This is a genomic window from Bowmanella dokdonensis (assembly GCF_017254865.1).
GTDB classification, from domain to species: Bacteria; Pseudomonadota; Gammaproteobacteria; order Enterobacterales; family Alteromonadaceae; genus Bowmanella; species Bowmanella dokdonensis.
The window spans coordinates 292,057-310,307 of sequence record NZ_JAFKCV010000005.1 but is presented as its reverse complement, the minus strand read 5'-3'; the positions used below and the strand labels follow the sequence as shown (position 1 = coordinate 310,307).

Sequence of the window (18,251 nt, the reverse complement as noted above, 5' to 3'; positions counted from 1 at the left end):
TGCATAGCAAAAGGAGGACAATATGCAGAATATCAGTCGTCAGGAGCTGGAAGCCATGAATGAACAGCGTCACGAGGATTTTGTTCTGATAAATGTATTACCGCAGGAAGATTTCAATCAGGCTCACATTCGAACGTCGGTGAACATTCCGCTGGAGCAAGACGATTTTACCCGCTTGGTGGAAAAGGTCGCCGGGGACAAAGATCGCAAGGTTGTGGTTTACTGCGCCAACTTCGATTGTCCGGTATCCGGTAAGGCTGCCGAAAAACTGGAGCAAGCTGGCTTCAGTCGGGTCTATGACTATGAGGGTGGCACCGAAGACTGGAAAAAACATCACTGAAATACGCTGATTCGGATTCGATCTTTAAACCAGCTCACAACACCAATAAAAAACCCCAGTCCTATGACTGGGGTTTTTCGAGAATTGGTGCCCAGGAGAGGACTTGAACCTCCACGGGGTTTCCCCCACTAGCACCTGAAGCTAGCGTGTCTACCAATTCCACCACCTGGGCGAGAAGTGCGCGTACTTTATTGAGTCGGACCAAACTTGTCAACAGCCAAGTTTACTTTTTTATACTGACCGCTTAATTTGTAACCTTTGTCTTGGGAAAGTGCGGCGAAATGCTTTGACGTATCTCATTTCCCCATACAATGGCCTGGTTAAACAAGCCATGCAGCATCTTCTGGCTCAGTTCCAGTTGTCCCGACAACTTGATCAATGCCAGCCAGTTGGCACTCTCGAAAGCCCTCGCCAGGGCCAGATAGCTCTTCAGGCGCCCTTCCTGGCCACATAAGGCTGACTTGATTTCCTCGTCAATAGGCAGCTTATCCACCAGATTCAGCATATTTTGATCCAATAGGGCATCGAGCAGGGAAAACAATCCCACCAGGAACCCCTTGGGTGGATTGTCCTGATCCTTCTTGGCCAGGCTGACCAGCTCACAGAATTTAGCCCGCACCAGGGACAAGTGCAGCAACTCCATGGGCTTTTCCTCGCCCATATTGGCCAGCGCCAGAATGGAAATGAATTTCTTCAGCTCCATTTCGCCCAGATAATTCAGTGCATGTCGAAGAGAGGATATTTTGTAGCGCTTGTTGATAGTGGGATTATTGATAAAGCGCAGCAACATATAGGACAGTCCCACATCCCGTTCGAAGATCGCATTGACCCGCTCGAAATTGAACTCCCGGTTGGCACTCTCCTGCAGCAATTCCAACAACGCCAGCTTGGAAGTGGGCAGGTTGCGCTGGCGGATGACTTCCGGCTTGGAGAAGAAAAACCCCTGGAAATAGTCGAAACCCAGATCGCGAAACCGGTTGAAGTCCTCATGGGTTTCAACTTTCTCGGCCACCAGTTGCACCTTGGCCTGCTGGAACTTGGCAATATTGCGGGCGATGGTCTCGTAATCGCTTCTTAGGGTGTCCACCTTGATAATATCGACAAAGGGCAGGAATACATCCCATCTGGGATCGAAGTTATGGTCATCCAGCGCCAGCTTGTAACCCATATCCTTAATTTGCTTGCAGGCAGTGACCATTTCACTGTCCGTAGGTACGGCCTCCACTATCTCAACCACCACGGTCTCCGGATCCAGCATGGAGGGAAACCCATGCATCAGGGTTTCCTTGTGGAAGTTGATAAAGGAGGTCTTATGACAGGCAATATCCTCCAGCCCCAGGGTCAGGTGGCTGCCAGTGATAATCTTGGAGGTCGCCTCATCAGGCTTGATATCGGGAAAACAATTCTTGCGGCCATCCCTGAACAATAATTCGTAGGCATAGACATTCTTGTCACTGTCAAGGATCGGATGGCGGGCGATATAGGCAAACATAATCAGTCCCTCGGAGGGTCTGCTTTCCCGCGGGTTCACAGACCTGTTACTGGCATCTTTTCTCTGTCGTCGATAAGGCTGACTTTATCAGATGGCGGACAGAAAACCAGCGAAATGAAGCACCAGAGGCTCAACTGCGCCAAAAAGTTGGCGACAACAATACCAGCAAAGAGAAAACCTCCAGACGTCCGAACAGCATGGCCAGTACCAGCCACCACTTGCCCATGTCCGTGACATCGGCATAGTTTGCAGCCACGCCGCCCAGACCGGGGCCAAGATTATTCAGACAGGCGGCCGTAGCCGAGAAAGCGCTGATGTTATCCATACCACTGGCGATCATGGCAATCATAATAACCAGAAAGACCACTGCATAAGCTGAAAAGAATCCCCATACAGCCTCCACGACCCTGTCTGGCAATGCTCTGTCTCCCAGCTTGACCGAATAGATGGCTTTGGGGTGAATCAATCTGTCCACTTCCCTTTTACCCTGCAGGTATAGCAGCAATACCCTCACCACTTTCAACCCTCCCCCTGTCGAGCTGGCACACCCGCCTATAAAACTGGCGAAGAGCAGCAAAATAGGCAGATAAACCGGCCATTCGGCAAAGTTGTCGGTGGCAAATCCGGCAGTGGTGCTGATAGAAACCGCATGAAACAATGCCTGATCAAAAGCTGTCTCCACACTCCCGTACCACTGATGGGCCGTAAGGGTGGCAAAGCAAATCAGTACCAGTACGATTTGAATGACAAAAAACGCTCTCAACTCAGGATCATGCAGATAGGATCTCAGGCTGCGGTTATTGACGGCATTGTAGTGCAGGGCAAAGTTCAGCGCCGAGATCCACAGGAAGATTACGCAGACCAGGTTGATAGCCGGACTGTCGAAATGCCCCAGGCTGGCGTCATAATTGGAGAAGCCGCCAATGGCCACCGTCGAAAATGCGTGACAGATGGCATCAAACCAGTTCATTCCGGCAATCCAGTAGGCCAGCATGCAGGCGATCGTCAGACCCAGATAGATAAACCACAGATGTTTTGCCGTATCGGCAATTCGGGGCGTCATCTTGGAGTCCTTCACCGGCCCGGGAATCTCAGCCCGATACAACTGCATGCCTCCGACGCCGAGGATTGGCAGTATCGCAACCGCCAGGACGATGATTCCCATGCCTCCCAACCATTGCAACTGCTGCCGGTAGAACTGCATGGCTTTGGGTAAGTAATCGATACCTTCGATGACAGTGGCGCCAGTGGTGGTCAAACCGGAAAAAGATTCGAAGAAGGCATCGGTCACCGACATCTGCGGCTGTTCAAGCAGTAGAAAAGGCAGTGCACCGAAACTGGCCAGGACGGTCCAGAACAACGCCACTATCAGGAAACCTTCCTTGGCCCGCAACTCTTTGCGATAGGCGCGGTTGGGATACCAGGATAACAACCCCGTGATCAGGCAGAGAAAAAAAGCCATCAGAAAAGGCAGGCCTCCCCCATCTCCATAGATTAGCGAGACCAGGGCGGGAGGAATCATCGTTACACTGAACAGGGCAACCAGTAAACCCAGGATACGGATAATAGTTCGGTACTGCATCTTGGCCTTAGCTTGCCATCTGTGATTCGGCCAGCGACTGAAGAATAAACATCATCTGGTCCATATCGTGTGCTACATGGAGGGCCACCCGGTCCAGACTAGCCAATTCTTTATCCAGTGAAGAGGGATGGTACAGGATCAACGGCTTGCCTTTTGCTATCAGTCGTCCGGCTTCAGAAACGGCATGCCAGTGCCTGTATTGTTCGCTCAGGCGTAACACAACCAGATCGGCGCTGTCTTCCAGGGCCTCATTGACAGTAAGCATGAATCCCTGCAGGCGGCCTGCAGACGCCAGCCCGGATTCTTCTTTCCAGGGTTCGACCTCCTGCGGACAAAAAACCATCAGAGCCAAACCCAGTTTTGTTGCCCGGTCCCTCAGTATTGCCCGCCAGTCTGAGTGATTGTCTCCTGCCAGATAGATTCGCAAGGCCATGTGCCTGTGGTTGGTTAGCATCCGATAGACAATTATTGACCGACTGGGATCAAATCAAAAGACCAATCGGACAAAAAAGTAAATAAAGTCCACTGGTTATCTCAACCCGGACAAACTTTTTTACCAACCAATGCTGGGCAACCCCCGGTACCCGGTAATAGACTGGTTGGCGAATACATTGAGGGAATTAAGATGAAGTTTAAACAAATGCTGACGCTGCTGCTGGTGCTGACCTTACCTGTCCAGGCCGAGCAGCCCGAGCTTGAGCTGGACGTGAAGGAATTCAGCCTGCCCAATGGCATGCATTTTATCGTGCTTGAAGATAATTCCATTCCCAACGCCAACAGCTATTTTTTCTGGCGGGTGGGCTCTCGGAACGAGTATCCGGGAATTACCGGCCTGTCACACTTCTTTGAACATATGATGTTCAATGGCGCCAAGAAGTATGGTCCCAAGGAGTTCGATCGGACGATGGAAGCCGCAGGTGGCAGCAATAATGCCTACACCACGGAGAACTTGACCGTTTACACCAATTGGTTTCCAGCCGATCAGTTGGACCTGATCTTCGACCTGGAGGCAGACCGTATCGCCAATTTGGCCATCGACCCGCAGATGGTGGAAAGTGAGAGGGGGGTGGTGACCTCAGAACGCTCAACCGGTCTGGAAAACTCGAATTTTCGCGCCATCTGGGAAGAAGTCAAAGGCAGTGCGTTCCGCGCTCATCCCTACAGTTGGTCGGTCATAGGGCATGAATCCGATATCGCCAACTGGAGTCTTGAGGATCTGACTCAGTACCACAAGACCTATTATGCCCCCAATAATGCCGTGGTGGTCATTGCCGGAGCGGTGGAATTTGCTGAGGTGAAAAAACTGGCTACCAAGCACTTTGCCGCCATTCCCGCTCAGCAGCCGCCAAGGGAAGTGCATACGGTTGAGCCGCAACAAAGAGGCGAACGCCGCGTTTATCTGCACAAAGCCTCCGTTTCCAGCCCTAACATTCTGATGGCTTTCCATGTTCCTGACAGTCGCCATGCTGACTACTATCCACTGGCTATGCTGGCTGACATCCTGGCGACTGGCAAAAGCTCGAGACTGCAAAGTTCACTGGTGTTTGAACAACAGCTGGCCACCGATTTGTTTACCTACTTCCCCGAGTCTATCGACCCCAACCTGTTCTACATCTATGCCGTGGCAACACCGCAAACCAGCGCTGAGACACTCGAGCAGGGGATTATCAAGCAGTTGCAGGAAATCAAACACGACGGTGTTACAGAGGATGAGTTGCAGAAGATCAAAAACCGCCGCCTGGTAGACTTCTACCGGGAAATGGCCACTATCAACGGCAAGGCCAATACCCTGGGATCTTTTGAGATGTATTTTGGCGACTACCGGGCCCTGTTTGACGCGCCGCAGAAATTTGCCGCCGTGACTGCAGAGGATATTCGCCGGGTCGCGACCCAGTATCTGAAAAAAGCCAATCGCACCGTAGGGATCCTGGCAGCAGAGGAGGACAGTCATGAAGCGGATCTGTAAGGTATTTATCCAAATGACCCTGGCGGCTCTGGCCTTACCGGCTCTGGCTGGCAACTTTACCCTGCCCGCTTATCAGGTCCATAAACTGGACAACGGCCTGACACTTTATCTGATGGAACAAGATGAAGTACCGCTGGTGGACATGGTGGTGACAGTCAAAGCGGGTGCCATTGATGACCAGACGGCTGGCCAGGCCAGGCTCACGGCCGCCAATCTGTTGCTGGGGACCCAGTCGATGAGCCGGGCGGAATTTGAGTCGAAGCTTGACTTTGTTGGTGCGCAAGTCTCCGCCGAGGCGTCCCTGGAAGCCACTCATATTAAGGCTTCCATGGCCAGCAGGGATTTGGATCTGGTCCTTGGTATGATCAGGGACGCGGTGCTGCACCCAGCCTTAAACGGGGAGGAATTCAGCAAACACAAGCAGCGTTACCTTGCAGGGCTGGTACAAAAAACTGAGAGCCCCAAGGCCGTGATCAAGGACTATTTTAACAGCCAACTTTTTGCAGGCCACCCCTATGCCAGCCTGGTTGATGGCTCCACCGAGTCGGTGGAATCTATCGATCTTGAACAGGTCAGGGCCTTCCACCAGCGTTGGTACCAGCCGGACAATGTGGCCTTGGTTCTGGCCGGCAATTTTAATGCTGAGCAGTTGAAACAGAAGTTGCAAGATCTGTTTGGCCAATGGCAGGGAAAGGCACAGACCAGACCTCCGCTCACAGCCCCGAAGCCTTTGGAACAGGCCCACCTGCTGTTGGTGGACAAGGCAGATGCCTCCGAAAGCACGTTTATGATCGGCGGTCCCGGTATTGCCAGGAGTAACCCTGATTACGTGCCCTTACAGGTCATCAACACGGTATTGGGAGGCCGCTTCACCTCCTGGCTGAATGATGAACTCAGAGTCAACTCAGGGCTGACCTATGGCGCCAGAAGTCACTTCGAGACCATGCAACAGGGTGGCAGCTTCTATATTTCCACTTTCACCCGCACCGAAACCACCAAAGAGGCGATAGACCTGGCGCTGAAAACCTACGCAAAATTGTGGCAACAGGGAATAGACACTGAGACCCTTGAGTCAGCCAAAGCCTATGTAAAAGGGCAGTTTCCGCCAAGATTCGAGACCTCCTCGGAACTGGCAGATCTGATGGCCCAGATGTATATCTACGGCTTCGATGAGGACTTTATCAACGGTTTCTCTGCACGGGTTAACCAATTGACCACTGAGCGGGCCAAAGCCATCATCGCCAGGTACTTCCCCAAAGAAAAGCTACAGTTTGTGGTGGTTGGAAAGGCAGCAGACATCAAGGAAAAGCTGTCTGAGTATGGCAAAGTGCGGCAAACCAGCATTCAGGCTCCCTGAAACACTCATACAGAAACTCTCACTGGCGGCTAATGCCAGTGAGAGTTTTTAAAAGCTTCAGGCCAGTTCCAGTACCTTATCCACCAGCTTGTTAATACCAGTGGCCGCTTCGCCGATATTCTGCGCCAACATATAAGCCGGTGTGGTTACTACCTTGTGCTGTTCGTCAACGACAATGTCCTCTACCTGGCACTCCTGATGCTCTCCGCCCATCTGGCGGATTGCCGCAGCCGTATCCTGATCCGTGCCAATAGTCAGTTTGACACCAGGGCCATAGACCTTTGTAATCATGGCCGGTGCTATGCAAAGGTAACCAACGGGTTTGCCGGTCCTGGCAAAAGCCTGGCAGGCCGACAGTACCTGGGGATGTAACTGGCAGTCTGCACCTTTAAGTGCAAAATCACACAAATTCTTCGCCGCACCAAAGCCTCCCGGCAAAATAAGTGCATCGAAGTCTTTAGCATCCAGTTCATTCAGTGCCTGGATTTCTCCTCTGGCAATCCTCGCCGCTTCTACCAGCACATTGCGCGTTTCTCCGTCCATGACTTCCCCGGTGAGATGATTGACCACATGAAGTTGCGCTATGTCCGGCGCGAAGCACTGGTAACTGGCTCCCTGACTCGACAACGCCAGCAGTGTCAATACAGATTCATGAATTTCAGCACCATCGAAGACGCCACACCCGCTTAGTATTACCGCTACTTTCTTTTGCATACTCTTCCCTCCAGACAGCGTCATTTGTTACTTATGCTCTTTGCCACGAAACCCCATAGCCAATCGATATAAAGATTCGACAAAGAACACTTTTCATCCAACAGGGTTATGGTAGAGTAGCCTTCCGCTGGGGCCAAGTGAGATTTCTCTACCCCAGTGTTATCCACAAAGGATAATAATAAAAATAAACGGTTCCGCAGTTCCCCGTTTTATTCCAGAACCAGTAAATGTAAGCCCTTCAAGCACTTTGCCTGTAATCAGGTGATGTGTCTATTCGCCTGCCAGAAAACTTAATCAACAACTTTATCCACAGACTGAAGCTACTGTGGACAAGACTGGCATGGCTCAACGAGTTGGCTTGTGGCATGCTACCGGGCATTGTCAGCCAAGGGCTCTTCAACATGTCCAAACAACCTGAATATCCTCTGATCCTGGTCGACGGCTCGTCCTACCTTTTCCGCGCCTTCCACGCGATGCCGAACCTGACCAACTCCAAGGGTGACCATACCGGAGCCGTGTATGGGGTAATCAATATGCTGCGCAGCCTTATTCGCCAATATTCCCCTGAAAAAATTGCCGTGGTATTTGACGCCAAAGGTAAGACATTCCGTGATGATATCTATCCGGAGTACAAGGCCCACCGGCCCCCAATGCCGGACGATCTGCGCGCACAAATCCAGCCTATTCACGATATTATTCGCGCCATGGGATTACCAATCATTGTCGAAGACGGTGTGGAGGCAGACGACGTGATAGGCACCCTGACAAGACAGGCCAGCGAAGCGGGTATCAGGACGCTGGTCAGTACAGGAGACAAAGACCTTGCGCAGTTAGTGGATCACAACGTCACTTTAATCAACACCATGAACAACAGCCTGTTGGATCCAGACGCGGTGGTGGAGAAATTTGGCATCCCGCCGGAGCTGGTAATCGATTTTCTCGCCCTCAAAGGGGACAAGGTAGACAATATCCCCGGGGTACCGGGTGTAGGTGACAAGAGTGCGCTGGCCATGCTTCAGGGGCTGGGTGACCTGAACAGTATTTATGCCAGGCTGGAAGACATCGCCAGCCTTGATTTTCGTGGCGCCAAGGGTATGGCTGCCAAAATGGCTGAATACGAAGAGCAGGCCAGACTGTCTTATCAGCTGGCCACAATCAAGACGGATCTGCAGCTGCAAGTTACGCCGGAAGATCTCACACCATCGGGAGCGGACAAGCAAAAGCTCGCAGCGCTCTTTGCAGAGTTCGAGTTCAAACGCTGGCTGGAGGAACTGGGCGATCAGGATCCCACCCTTCCGGAAACTTCCTCTGACACCTCAATCAGCGCCGAACGCTATGAAACCATTCTGACCGAAAAGCAATTTTTCTACTGGCTGGAAAAGCTCAGCCAGGCCCCCCTGTTCGCTCTGGATACCGAAACGACCAGCCTGAACTACATGGAAGCCCAGATTGTAGGACTCTGTTTTGCCGTCACTCCAGGTGAGGCGGCCTACCTGCCCGTTGGCCATGACTATATGGATGCCCCACAACAATTGGGCCGCGCCTGGGTGCTTGACCAACTCAAGCCCCTGCTCGAAGATGAAAACCGTCTCAAGGTTGGCCAGCACATCAAATATGATATGAATGTACTGGCCAATTACGGTATCCGATTAAAAGGCGTGGCATTCGACACCATGCTCGAATCTTACGTACTCAACAGTGTCGCGGGCCGCCATGATATGGACAGCCTGGCTGAGCGCTATCTCGGCCACAAGACCATTCATTTCGAGGAGATTGCCGGCAAGGGTGCAAAACAGCTTACCTTTAATCAGATCCCGCTGGAACAGGCTGCTACCTACGCTGCCGAGGATGCCGATGTCACCTTGCAGTTGCATCAGACCCTCTGGTCACAATTGAAAGAGTCCAAACAGCTGCCGCAGATTGTTACCGAGCTGGAGGTGCCCCTTGCCACTGTGCTGGCAAAGATGGAGTATCGGGGTGTGCTGATCGACAGCCAGAAGCTCAGGCTTCAAAGTCAGCAACTGGCATCCAGGATCCTCGAGCTCGAGAAGGAAGTGTATGAACTGGCAGGTGAAGAATTTAACCTGGGGTCTACCAAACAATTGCAGGAAATCCTGTTCAACAAGCTTAATCTGCCGGTCGTAAAGAAAACGCCCAAGGGCGTGCCCTCCACCTCAGAGGAAGTCCTTCAGACCCTGGCTAATCAGTTCCCCATGCCCAAACTGCTGATGGAATACCGGGGCCTGACCAAATTGAAAAATACCTACACCGATAAACTGCCCAAGATGATCAATCACCGTACCGGCAGGGTGCACACCTCCTATCATCAGGCAGTGGCAGCAACCGGAAGACTGTCGTCCACGGACCCCAATCTGCAAAATATTCCGATTCGCACCGCTGAGGGCCGTCGGGTACGCCAGGCGTTTGTGGCCGAGCCGGGCTATAAAATCGTCGCGGCCGATTATTCCCAGATAGAACTGCGGATCATGGCCCACTTGTCCGCCGATAAGGGATTAGTGGACGCCTTCGCCCAGGGCAAGGATATTCACCGGGCTACCGCAGCGGAAGTATTTGGTGTCGCCCTGGACCAGGTCAGCGCCGATCAGCGACGCAGTGCCAAGGCAATTAATTTCGGTCTGATCTACGGCATGTCTGCCTTTGGTTTGGCGCAGCAATTGAACGTTCCCAGGCAGGAAGCGCAGAGCTATATGGATCTGTATTTCGATCGCTATCCCGGCGTACTGGACTATATGGAAAGAACCAGAGCGCAGGCTAAACAGCAAGGCTATGTCTCAACCGTTTTTGGTCGTCGACTTTATCTGCCGGAAATAAAATCCAGCAATGGTGCCAGAAGAAAAGGTGCAGAACGGGCGGCCATCAATGCCCCTATGCAAGGAACCGCTGCGGATATTATCAAGAGAGCCATGCTGGCAGTTGATAGCTGGATTGAAGCCCATGCGGCAGAAGAGGTGCGGATGTTGATGCAGGTTCATGACGAACTGGTATTTGAAATAAAAGAACAGAATCTGGACTCGCACCGGCAGCAGATTGTCGAGCTGATGGAAAACGCAGCCAGTCTGGATGTCCCTCTGCTGGTGGAAGCAGGCGTTGGCGCCAACTGGGATGAGGCCCACTGACCTATAGGGACTGATCAATAAAATCCGCATTTTCTGTAATAAAATTACAAAAAACACTTGCTTTCATCCGTAACCTGGCTATTATTCGCTCTGTAGGGTACAGAGGTAAGATGTTCTATCTTTCAGACCTTTGCTTTAGCCCCGGCTTGCCGGGGCTTTTTTTATGCCCGCAGGGTTTGCTGTTTGAGAGAATAAACCCTACCCCCAGACTGAATCTCAGGGTCCTGCCGCCAGTTGGCTGGAGACCGGGGTCGGGCCTTTCCCCAAGATCTAATTTAATTTCATAAAAGAAAATCAATTTCTTTTGAACTTATCCAATCTGCAGGGTTCTATATAAACGGTTTATGTGTGTCCCTGAGTGTGTAAAAAACCCCATCCGGCAGGATGGGGTTTTTTATTGGTAGACCAAAATCACAGGGAAGAGCTCAGGGTGTCTCTTTTGCGGGCGAATAGCCAAACCATTTATTCAGTACGGCCTCCATCTCACTGAGACCAATCCCCTCCAGTGACGAAAATGCGTGCACCGTCACGTCACCGCAAAAGGCCAGGCTGGCCTCTCTGGCCATCAACAACTGAGCCTTGCGTTTGCCGGACTTCAGTTTATCGGCTTTAGTCAGCAGGGCCAGGACAGGTAACTTGCTGTTAACCGCCCAATAGATAAGCTCCTGATCCAAATCCTTGAATGGGTGACGAATGTCCATCAGCACCACCAGCCCCTTGAGACTCTTGCGATCTTGAAGATATTCCCCAAGGGCCTTCTGCCATTTCTTCTTCATCTCCACCGGCACCTGGGCAAAGCCATAGCCAGGCAAATCGATAAGACGTCTTTCCTCATCCAGCTCAAATACGTTAATCAACTGGGTTCGTCCAGGAGTCTTACTGGTTCTTGCCAGTCCCTTCTGTCTGCTCAGGCGATTCAGGGCACTTGACTTGCCGGCATTGGACCGGCCGGCAAATGCGACTTCAATCCCCTCATCCGGGCCAAGATGACGAATATCAGGGGCGCTCATTAGAAATTTAGCCTGACTGTAACGACTCACTGGAACTCCTGGCGGGTCTGGCCAACGGGACCCGAATTTAGGGTAAAAAAGAATTCCGGGCTCTGGACCCGGACGTGACCAGCACATTGTACCATCGGCCGCCTGAGATGGCGTACCGGCGGTGCTAAAACCCTACAAATAAACGGGAAAATATTTTCCTCATGGATTAAATGTGTAAAATACGGCATGACCAGTAGCCAGCCCATAACAAAAGCTCAACGAGAATGACTATGAAAAAACTATGCCTGACGCTTTGCTTGATCTTTGCCCTGCCTGTATTTGCTGAAGGCGATGCCGAAGCCGGGAAAGCCAAGTCTGCCACCTGCGCCGCCTGCCATGGCGCCGATGGTAACAGCGCCGTGGATATGTATCCCAGCATTGCCGGTCAGCACGCGAGCTATCTGGTTAAGCAATTGCAGGAATTCAGATTGGGCTCCCAGACCAATGGCGAGGAAGGGCGTTACGATCCTGTTATGTCTGGTATGGCAGCCCCATTGTCTGATCAGGATATACTGGATCTGGCGGCTTATTTTACTGATCAGAAAGCCAAACCTATGGCCGCCCCTGAAGAGGTAATTGACGACGCCTCGATCCTCTACCTGGGCGGTAACCCTGAGGAAGGGATCACCGCCTGTGCCGCCTGTCACGGTCCCCGAGGTGACGGAGTAGGTCTGGCCAAGTTTCCCGATATCAGCGGACAGCATACAGCCTACATCAAGAAACAATTGCTGGATTTCCGTGCAGGCAAGCGTACCAACGACATGAACGGTATGATGCGGGATGTGGCCATGCGACTGAGCGATGCGGATATTGAATTGCTATCCAAATATATCCAGGGCTTATACTGATCTTTTTAAGGGCCGAGCATATCGGCTTTTTTATGGTGTGGGCGGTTCTGTAACGGATAGCAGACAGATAGACAGACCCAGCCGTAAAAATTTTTGTAAAAAAGTTGTAAAATATTTTCTATCCTGTATTCTTTCGCGTCAAACAACAAGGACAGAATTATTCCATCGGAAGGGAATGTTTTGAATTTTTTGTTGCGTTAGCTCGCATTTAGCGGATCCAGGGAAGAGTTGATAAAGCGTCTGGAAGACCAATAACAACAAGACTTCGTCAACAACAAGAAAAAGAGAAGTCGAGCGATAAGGCTGTCTGCACAGTTCAGGATGAACGAATAACGGGAGAAGTGTCATCTGGCACTTGGTTATACGAGAGGCGATAGGTAGACTGTCGCCTTTTCTTTTTTCTGAATTCACCTGCTTTGATCCTCTGCCCCCTCTGTCAGCATACGTCAATTGGCCATTATCACACCGATAAGCGCCGTGACTACCTTCATTGTTATCGATGCGCGTTAGTATTCGTTGACCCTGACCAGTTACCAAGCCCTGAACAGGAAAAGACCATCTACGATCTGCACCAGAATCACCCTGATGATGCTGGCTACCTGACATTTTTGCGCCGGCTGGCCATTCCCCTGCTGGAGAGGTTACCAGCCAATAGCCAGGGACTGGACTACGGCTGCGGACCCGTGCCTGTTCTTGCCAAAATGCTGGCGGTCGAAGGGCACAAAATGCAGTGGTTTGACCCCCTTTACCATCCGCTGCCCAGCGTCCATCAACAAAGAGTCGATTTCATCAGTTGCACGGAAGCTATTGAACACTTCCACCAGCCTGGAGCCATCTGGCATAACTGGATGGATATGCTCAACCCAGGCGGTTGTCTGGCCATCATGACCAAACGGGTGATCAGTGTTGAGCGGTTTGCCCATTGGCATTATAAGAACGACCAGACCCATGTTAGTTTTTTCAGTGAAGACACTTTCCACTGGCTGGCGACCCACCATAATCTGCAGCTGGAAGTTGTAGGCTCTGATGTGGTGTTTTTATACAAAGCCACAGTGTAAAATGGCCTTATTCCAACCGAGGTATTCATTCATGGCGCGAGCGTCAAAAAAGCCCAGGCTCCCTGGCGGCAAGGCATCCAAAAGTTCATCGGCCGATGATAAACGACATAAGCGCCATAGCGGGAAACCGGCAGGCAGTCGAAACACCGAGGCGAAAGAGGCGCTGGTGACTAAATCCAGGTCCCCCAAGGATCCCAGAATTGGCAGCAGGAAACCTGTCCCTCTGGTTGCTCCGGAAAAAACGCCGGCAGAGCCCCTCCGGCATTTCTCCCCTGCCAGAGAACTAAAAGCCATAGAACAGGACCAAAGGTTGGAGGCCCTGATGGACAAAGTCGATTCTGGTCACAAGCTGACCGCCGAAGAGAAGTCCTATGTAGACAAGCAACTGGCCCGCCATTTGGAACTCTGCCAGATGCTGGGTATTGAAACCGAGACCCCGGAGGCGCAGGATGATCCGGAGGAGGATTTGTACGACAGGTTTCACAACATCGATGTCGACAAGTTCAAGTAACGATGTCTGAGATCCTGCTCGTCAGCTTGCTGAGTCTGGCCTTCCTGATTGTCGCTTCACTGGCCTTGTATGCCGGCCGCCTGCTGTTTTTGCTTAAACGCCAGAACCAGCAGGAGAAGGGTAACAGACTGCGTCGTGAGGCACACATACGCCAGAGTATCCGCACCATCGCGCTGGCTGTTGAACAACAGCAGTGTGACCTGTCTGAAGCCAGTATCAGGCTGTGCGTTCTGATGGAGAACCTGTCCGACCGCGAGGATTATGCAGCGCTTTACCCTGCCCTGCATGAGCTGTACAGCAGGGTCAGTCATATGCCCACGCATGACGCCTGGAAGGCCTTATCAAAGGCCGACAGGCGGAGGATGGAAATGGAACGTCAGGAGCATGAAACAGAACTGGAGAGCCGCATTCTGAAAGAAACCCACCTGCTTAAGCAGAGGGTGTGAATCGCCCGTTCAGGCTTTTGACCTCATGGTAGCAATGACAGTCAACCAGATGATCATTGACCAGCCCCACCGCCTGCATGAACGCGTAGCATATGGTGCTGCCAACGAAATTGAAGCCCGCTTTTTTCAGGGCTTTTGACATGGCGTCCGACTCGGAAGTTGTTACCGGTACCTGACTGAGGCTTTGCCAACGGTTTTGTATGCTTTGTCCGTCGACGAATCGCCAGATAAATTCAGCAAAATCTTCGCCTTTTTCCTGCAACGCCAGGTAGGCCCGGGCATTCCTGATCACCGACTGCACCTTAAGCCTGTTGCGCACTATGCCGGGATTTTGCAACAGCCGTTCCACATCCCCTTCCCCCATTTCCGCAATACGTTGCGGGTTGAAACCATGAAAGGCCGCTTCGTAGCCGGGTTGCTTCTTCAGGATGGTTATCCAGCTCAGACCAGCCTGCTGTCCATCCAGGCATAACTTGGCGAACAGCTCCTGCGAATCATAAACCGGTCTCCCCCAGATTTTGTCATGATAATGCAAATACAAAGGATCCTGGGTTACCCAGTCACAACGAGTAAATTCTGACATTTAGAGCTCCTGTTTCGGCTATTTGGCCATCTTCGAGGCAAATGCCACGGCAAGTTTTAGTCCCTTACAGAACAAATTAGCCTACATACAAAGTCGCTCAAAAGGTATACTTGGCTGCATTTTTCTCAATAAACCAGCAAAAAACGGATCTCATGCAAAAGTTCGATATCAAAACCTTTCAGGGCCTTATCCTGGCTCTGCAGGACTACTGGGCTCGGCAGGGATGTGTCATTATCCAGCCGCTGGATATGGAAGTCGGCGCAGGCACCTTCCATCCGATGACATTTCTGCGTGCCATAGGTCCAGAGCCCATCAGCAGCGCTTATGTGCAACCCTGTCGCCGCCCCACTGACGGACGCTACGGGGAAAATCCCAACAGGCTACAGCACTACTATCAGTTCCAGGTCATGCTGAAACCCTCCCCTGATGATATTCAGGATCTCTATCTTGGCTCACTTAGCGAGCTGGGTTTCGATCCCCTGGTCCATGATATCCGCTTTGTCGAGGACAACTGGGAGTCCCCCACATTGGGAGCCTGGGGTTTAGGCTGGGAAGTCTGGCTGAACGGTATGGAAGTCACTCAGTTCACCTATTTTCAACAGGTGGGAGGCCTGGAGTGCGCCCCTGTGACCGGCGAGATAACCTATGGCCTGGAACGTTTGGCAATGTATATCCAGGGCGTGGACAGCATCTATGATTTGGTCTGGACAGATGGTCCCAGAGGCAAAGTCACCTATGGCGACGTATTCCACCAGAACGAAGTCGAGCAATCCACATATAACTTCGAATATGCCGACGTGGATGCCCTGTTTAGAACCTTCGATCAGTGTGAGAAGGACAGTCAGTTTCTAATTGAGAAAGGACTCGCTCTGCCCGCTTATGAGCAGGTCATGAAAGCGTCCCATGCTTTTAACCTGCTGGACGCCAGGCATGCCATCTCAGTTACGGAAAGGCAACGATACATCCTGCGGGTCAGGACGCTGGCCAAGGCCTGTGCCCAGAGTTATTACGACGCCAGGGAGGCCCTGGGCTTCCCCATGTGCAGACAGGAGGCTAACTGATGCGCCAGGAAAACTTGCTGATTGAGATAGGTACCGAAGAGTTACCCCCTAAATCCCTGACAAAACTGGCCTCTGCTTTTGCTGAGGAAATGCATAAGGCATTGCAACAGGCCGATCTGCAACATGAATCCGTACACTGGTTTGCCGCCCCACGTCGGCTCGCCCTTAAGGTAACAGGCCTGGCATATCACCAGCAGGATAAAGTGGTGGAGAAACGGGGGCCTGCCCTTAATGCAGCCTTTGATCAGCAGGGCAATCCAACCCGCGCAGCTCTGGGCTGGGCCGGGGGGCTGGGTATCAGGGTCGATGAAGCGGAGCGTCTGGTGACAGACAAGGGCGAATGGCTTATGCATAAGGCCAGAGTATCCGGACAGGGGTTGCCCGAGGTTCTTGCCGGGCTGGTGAACAAGGCTCTGTCTGCCCTGCCTATTCCCAAACCGATGCGTTGGGGTAACGGCAGCACACAGTTTATCCGCCCTGTGCATACTGCCTGCATGTTATACGGTGATGAGCTTATTCAAGGCACCGTACTGGGAATACAGGTGACAGATAAGCTCAACGGACACAGGTTCCACCATCCTGAACCGATCCAGCTGACCCATGCCGACGACTACCTTTCCACACTCAGGCAAGCCTATGTTATGGCGGATTTTGAAGAAAGGAAGGCCGCCATCAAGCAGGGCCTGACGCAAGTTGCAAGCCAGGAAAAGGCCAGGATTGCGCTTGAAGAGGATTTGCTCGAAGAAGTCACGGCGCTGGTGGAGTGGCCTGTTGTGCTGACCGCCTCTTTCGGTGCGGAGTTCCTGGCCGTTCCCAAGGAAGCCCTGATCCACACCATGAAAGGAGATCAGAAGTATTTTCCCTTACTGGACGAGGAAGGCAATCTGCTGCCCAGATTTGCCTTTGTCAGTAATATTGAAAGCAAGGACCCCATACAGGTAGTCAGGGGCAATGAGAAGGTCATCCGACCGCGACTTGCAGATGCAGCATTCTTCTTCACACAGGACAAGAGATCCAGCCTTGAGAGCCGTCTTGACAGCCTGGATACAGTTCTGTTTCAGCAACAGTTAGGCACGCTGAAAGACAAGTCAGTCAGAATCGCCGAGCTGGCAGGCCGGATTGCCACTGAACTGGGTGATGATGCCAAGCTGGCCAAGCGGGCCGGTCTGCTGTCCAAGACAGACCTGATGACCCAGATGGTTATGGAGTTTCCGGAAGTTCAGGGTGTAATGGGCATGCATTACGCGCGTTACGACCAGGAGCCGGAGCAGGTAGCCCTGGCGCTGGATCAGCAATACATGCCCAGGTTTTCCGGCGATCAGCTTCCCCAATCAAACATCAGCTGTGCCGTTGCGCTGGCAGACAAGCTGGATACGCTTGTAGGGATTTTTGGCATTGGCCAGGCACCTAAGGGGGACAAGGATCCCTTTGCGCTACGCAGGGCCGCTATCGGCCTGCTGCGTATAATTGTGGAGAAAGGGCTGCCTCTGGACTTAGCCGTGCTGATACAGAACTCTGTCAGCCTGTTTGGCGATAAACTTACCAATGCGGATGTCGAAGAACAGGTACTGGACTTTGTCCTGGGAAGGTTCAGGGCCTGGTATCAGGAACAAGATGTCCAGGTGGATGTGATTCAGGCCGTTCTGGCTCGTCGCCCTACCCGTCCCGCCGACTTCGACGCCCGAATAAAAGCCGTACAGCATTTCAAATCCCTTGAGTCTGCCGTGTCTCTCGCAGCCGCTAATAAGCGGGTGGCCAATATACTGGCCAAGAACGAGGTAGAGGGCCTTTCTGTGCTGAACCAGGCATTATTAAGGGAACCGGCGGAGAAGCAACTGGCTGAGGCTCTCGAACAGGCACATGACCGTGTGCAGTCTCTGATAGTGCAGTTGGAATACCGCAGTGCTCTGGAAACCCTGGCCAATCTCAGGGAGCCTGTCGATAAGTTCTTCGACCAGGTAATGGTGATGGACGAAGATCCCGCCATTCGCGATAACCGCCTGGCCCTGTTGCTGAAGTTACGCAACCTGTTCCTGCAGGTGGCGGATATCTCCATTCTAAACTGACGCTGATATTCTTAGTGTTAAGGCCATCCCCGGATGGCCTTTTTTAGCGC

Annotated in this window: 16 protein-coding genes and 1 tRNA gene; 10 read left to right on the top strand and 7 right to left on the bottom strand. The window is 52.2% G+C overall.

The genetic code is table 11. The annotated features are described in order from the left end of the window. Nucleotides 1-22: 22 nt before the first annotated feature. On the top strand, nucleotides 23-340 hold the full coding sequence (locus J0A66_RS11710; RefSeq protein WP_206573996.1) for a rhodanese-like domain-containing protein: 318 nt from the start codon (nucleotides 23-25) through the stop codon (nucleotides 338-340). An 85-nt stretch (nucleotides 341-425) separates the two neighbouring features. Here J0A66_RS11710 and J0A66_RS11705 read toward each other — a convergent pair. The 4 genes from J0A66_RS11705 to J0A66_RS11690 form a co-directional block, all read right to left on the bottom strand. Beyond that, nucleotides 426-512: transfer RNA gene (locus J0A66_RS11705), tRNA-Leu, on the bottom strand. Nucleotides 513-584: 72 nt separating this feature from the next. After that, on the bottom strand, nucleotides 585-1,832 hold the full coding sequence (locus J0A66_RS11700; protein ID WP_206573995.1) for an EAL and HDOD domain-containing protein: 1,248 nt from the start codon (nucleotides 1,830-1,832) through the stop codon (nucleotides 585-587). Between the two features lie 130 nt (nucleotides 1,833-1,962). Next, the gene (locus J0A66_RS11695) at nucleotides 1,963-3,414 is read right to left on the bottom strand and encodes a TrkH family potassium uptake protein (protein WP_206573994.1); all 1,452 of its coding nucleotides are present in this window, start codon (nucleotides 3,412-3,414) and stop codon (nucleotides 1,963-1,965) included. A 7-nt stretch (nucleotides 3,415-3,421) separates the two neighbouring features. Further along, entirely contained in the window at nucleotides 3,422-3,841 is a 420-nt protein-coding gene (locus tag J0A66_RS11690; RefSeq protein WP_206573993.1) for a YtoQ family protein, read from the bottom strand. Between the two features lie 198 nt (nucleotides 3,842-4,039). Here J0A66_RS11690 and J0A66_RS11685 point away from each other — a divergent pair, with 198 nt between their 5' ends. Together J0A66_RS11685 and J0A66_RS11680 are read left to right on the top strand one after the other, a co-directional pair. Continuing rightward, nucleotides 4,040-5,380, top strand: a complete 1,341-nt coding sequence (locus J0A66_RS11685; RefSeq protein ID WP_206573992.1) for a M16 family metallopeptidase — start codon at nucleotides 4,040-4,042, stop codon at nucleotides 5,378-5,380. After that, entirely contained in the window at nucleotides 5,364-6,737 is a 1,374-nt protein-coding gene (locus tag J0A66_RS11680) for a M16 family metallopeptidase (protein WP_206573991.1), read from the top strand. Before J0A66_RS11685 ends, J0A66_RS11680 begins: the two co-directional genes overlap by 17 nt. A gap of 57 nt (nucleotides 6,738-6,794) precedes the next feature. Here the strand turns inward: J0A66_RS11680 and elbB are convergent, their stop codons facing one another. Beyond that, complete coding sequence (elbB, locus tag J0A66_RS11675; protein ID WP_206573990.1) at nucleotides 6,795-7,451, bottom strand: isoprenoid biosynthesis glyoxalase ElbB; 657 nt, start codon at nucleotides 7,449-7,451, stop codon at nucleotides 6,795-6,797. A 401-nt stretch (nucleotides 7,452-7,852) separates the two neighbouring features. Here elbB and polA point away from each other — a divergent pair, with 401 nt between their 5' ends. Beyond that, nucleotides 7,853-10,588 (top strand): DNA polymerase I, encoded by a 2,736-nt coding sequence (gene polA / locus J0A66_RS11670; protein WP_206573989.1) that lies wholly within the window; start codon nucleotides 7,853-7,855, stop codon nucleotides 10,586-10,588. A 425-nt stretch (nucleotides 10,589-11,013) separates the two neighbouring features. Here polA and yihA read toward each other — a convergent pair whose 3' ends face one another. Continuing rightward, entirely contained in the window at nucleotides 11,014-11,628 is a 615-nt protein-coding gene (gene yihA, locus J0A66_RS11665) for a ribosome biogenesis GTP-binding protein YihA/YsxC (protein ID WP_206573988.1), read from the bottom strand. Nucleotides 11,629-11,858: 230 nt separating this feature from the next. Here yihA and J0A66_RS11660 point away from each other — a divergent pair, with 230 nt between their 5' ends. From J0A66_RS11660 to J0A66_RS11645, 4 genes are all read left to right on the top strand, one after another. Continuing rightward, entirely contained in the window at nucleotides 11,859-12,476 is a 618-nt protein-coding gene (locus J0A66_RS11660) for a c-type cytochrome (protein ID WP_206573987.1), read from the top strand. A gap of 416 nt (nucleotides 12,477-12,892) precedes the next feature. Further along, the gene (locus tag J0A66_RS11655) at nucleotides 12,893-13,534 is read left to right on the top strand and encodes a class I SAM-dependent methyltransferase (protein ID WP_241264148.1); all 642 of its coding nucleotides are present in this window, start codon (nucleotides 12,893-12,895) and stop codon (nucleotides 13,532-13,534) included. Continuing rightward, on the top strand, nucleotides 13,503-14,045 hold the full coding sequence (yihI, locus tag J0A66_RS11650) for a Der GTPase-activating protein YihI (protein ID WP_338143883.1): 543 nt from the start codon (nucleotides 13,503-13,505) through the stop codon (nucleotides 14,043-14,045). The genes J0A66_RS11655 and yihI overlap by 32 nt, the downstream gene beginning before the upstream one ends. A 2-nt stretch (nucleotides 14,046-14,047) precedes the next feature. Continuing rightward, the gene (locus J0A66_RS11645) at nucleotides 14,048-14,491 is read left to right on the top strand and encodes a DUF2489 domain-containing protein (RefSeq protein ID WP_206573985.1); all 444 of its coding nucleotides are present in this window, start codon (nucleotides 14,048-14,050) and stop codon (nucleotides 14,489-14,491) included. On the opposite strand, the gene J0A66_RS11640 is transcribed toward J0A66_RS11645, so the two are convergent. Further along, entirely contained in the window at nucleotides 14,475-15,074 is a 600-nt protein-coding gene (locus tag J0A66_RS11640; RefSeq protein WP_206573984.1) for a DNA-3-methyladenine glycosylase I, read from the bottom strand. The genes J0A66_RS11645 and J0A66_RS11640 overlap by 17 nt on opposite strands. Nucleotides 15,075-15,226: 152 nt before the next feature. On the opposite strand from J0A66_RS11640, the gene glyQ reads away from it, so the two are divergent. Then, the gene (gene glyQ, locus J0A66_RS11635) at nucleotides 15,227-16,135 is read left to right on the top strand and encodes a glycine--tRNA ligase subunit alpha (RefSeq protein ID WP_206573983.1); all 909 of its coding nucleotides are present in this window, start codon (nucleotides 15,227-15,229) and stop codon (nucleotides 16,133-16,135) included. Next, entirely contained in the window at nucleotides 16,135-18,201 is a 2,067-nt protein-coding gene (gene glyS / locus J0A66_RS11630) for a glycine--tRNA ligase subunit beta (RefSeq protein WP_206573982.1), read from the top strand. The genes glyQ and glyS overlap by 1 nt, the downstream gene beginning before the upstream one ends. The last annotated feature ends 50 nt before the right edge of the window (nucleotides 18,202-18,251 follow it).

Coding starts and splice junctions, on each gene's coding strand:
- J0A66_RS11710 (WP_206573996.1), top strand. CDS start 23: ATGCAGAATATCAGTCGTCAGGAGCTGGAAGCCATGAATGAACAGCGT.
- J0A66_RS11700 (WP_206573995.1), bottom strand. CDS start 1,832: ATGTTTGCCTATATCGCCCGCCATCCGATCCTTGACAGTGACAAGAAT.
- J0A66_RS11695 (WP_206573994.1), bottom strand. CDS start 3,414: ATGCAGTACCGAACTATTATCCGTATCCTGGGTTTACTGGTTGCCCTG.
- J0A66_RS11685 (WP_206573992.1), top strand. CDS start 4,040: ATGAAGTTTAAACAAATGCTGACGCTGCTGCTGGTGCTGACCTTACCT.
- J0A66_RS11680 (WP_206573991.1), top strand. CDS start 5,364: ATGAAGCGGATCTGTAAGGTATTTATCCAAATGACCCTGGCGGCTCTG.
- elbB (WP_206573990.1), bottom strand. CDS start 7,451: ATGCAAAAGAAAGTAGCGGTAATACTAAGCGGGTGTGGCGTCTTCGAT.
- polA (WP_206573989.1), top strand. CDS start 7,853: ATGTCCAAACAACCTGAATATCCTCTGATCCTGGTCGACGGCTCGTCC.
- J0A66_RS11660 (WP_206573987.1), top strand. CDS start 11,859: ATGAAAAAACTATGCCTGACGCTTTGCTTGATCTTTGCCCTGCCTGTA.
- yihI (WP_338143883.1), top strand. CDS start 13,503: ATGTGGTGTTTTTATACAAAGCCACAGTGTAAAATGGCCTTATTCCAA.
- J0A66_RS11645 (WP_206573985.1), top strand. CDS start 14,048: ATGTCTGAGATCCTGCTCGTCAGCTTGCTGAGTCTGGCCTTCCTGATT.
- J0A66_RS11640 (WP_206573984.1), bottom strand. CDS start 15,074: ATGTCAGAATTTACTCGTTGTGACTGGGTAACCCAGGATCCTTTGTAT.
- glyQ (WP_206573983.1), top strand. CDS start 15,227: ATGCAAAAGTTCGATATCAAAACCTTTCAGGGCCTTATCCTGGCTCTG.
- glyS (WP_206573982.1), top strand. CDS start 16,135: ATGCGCCAGGAAAACTTGCTGATTGAGATAGGTACCGAAGAGTTACCC.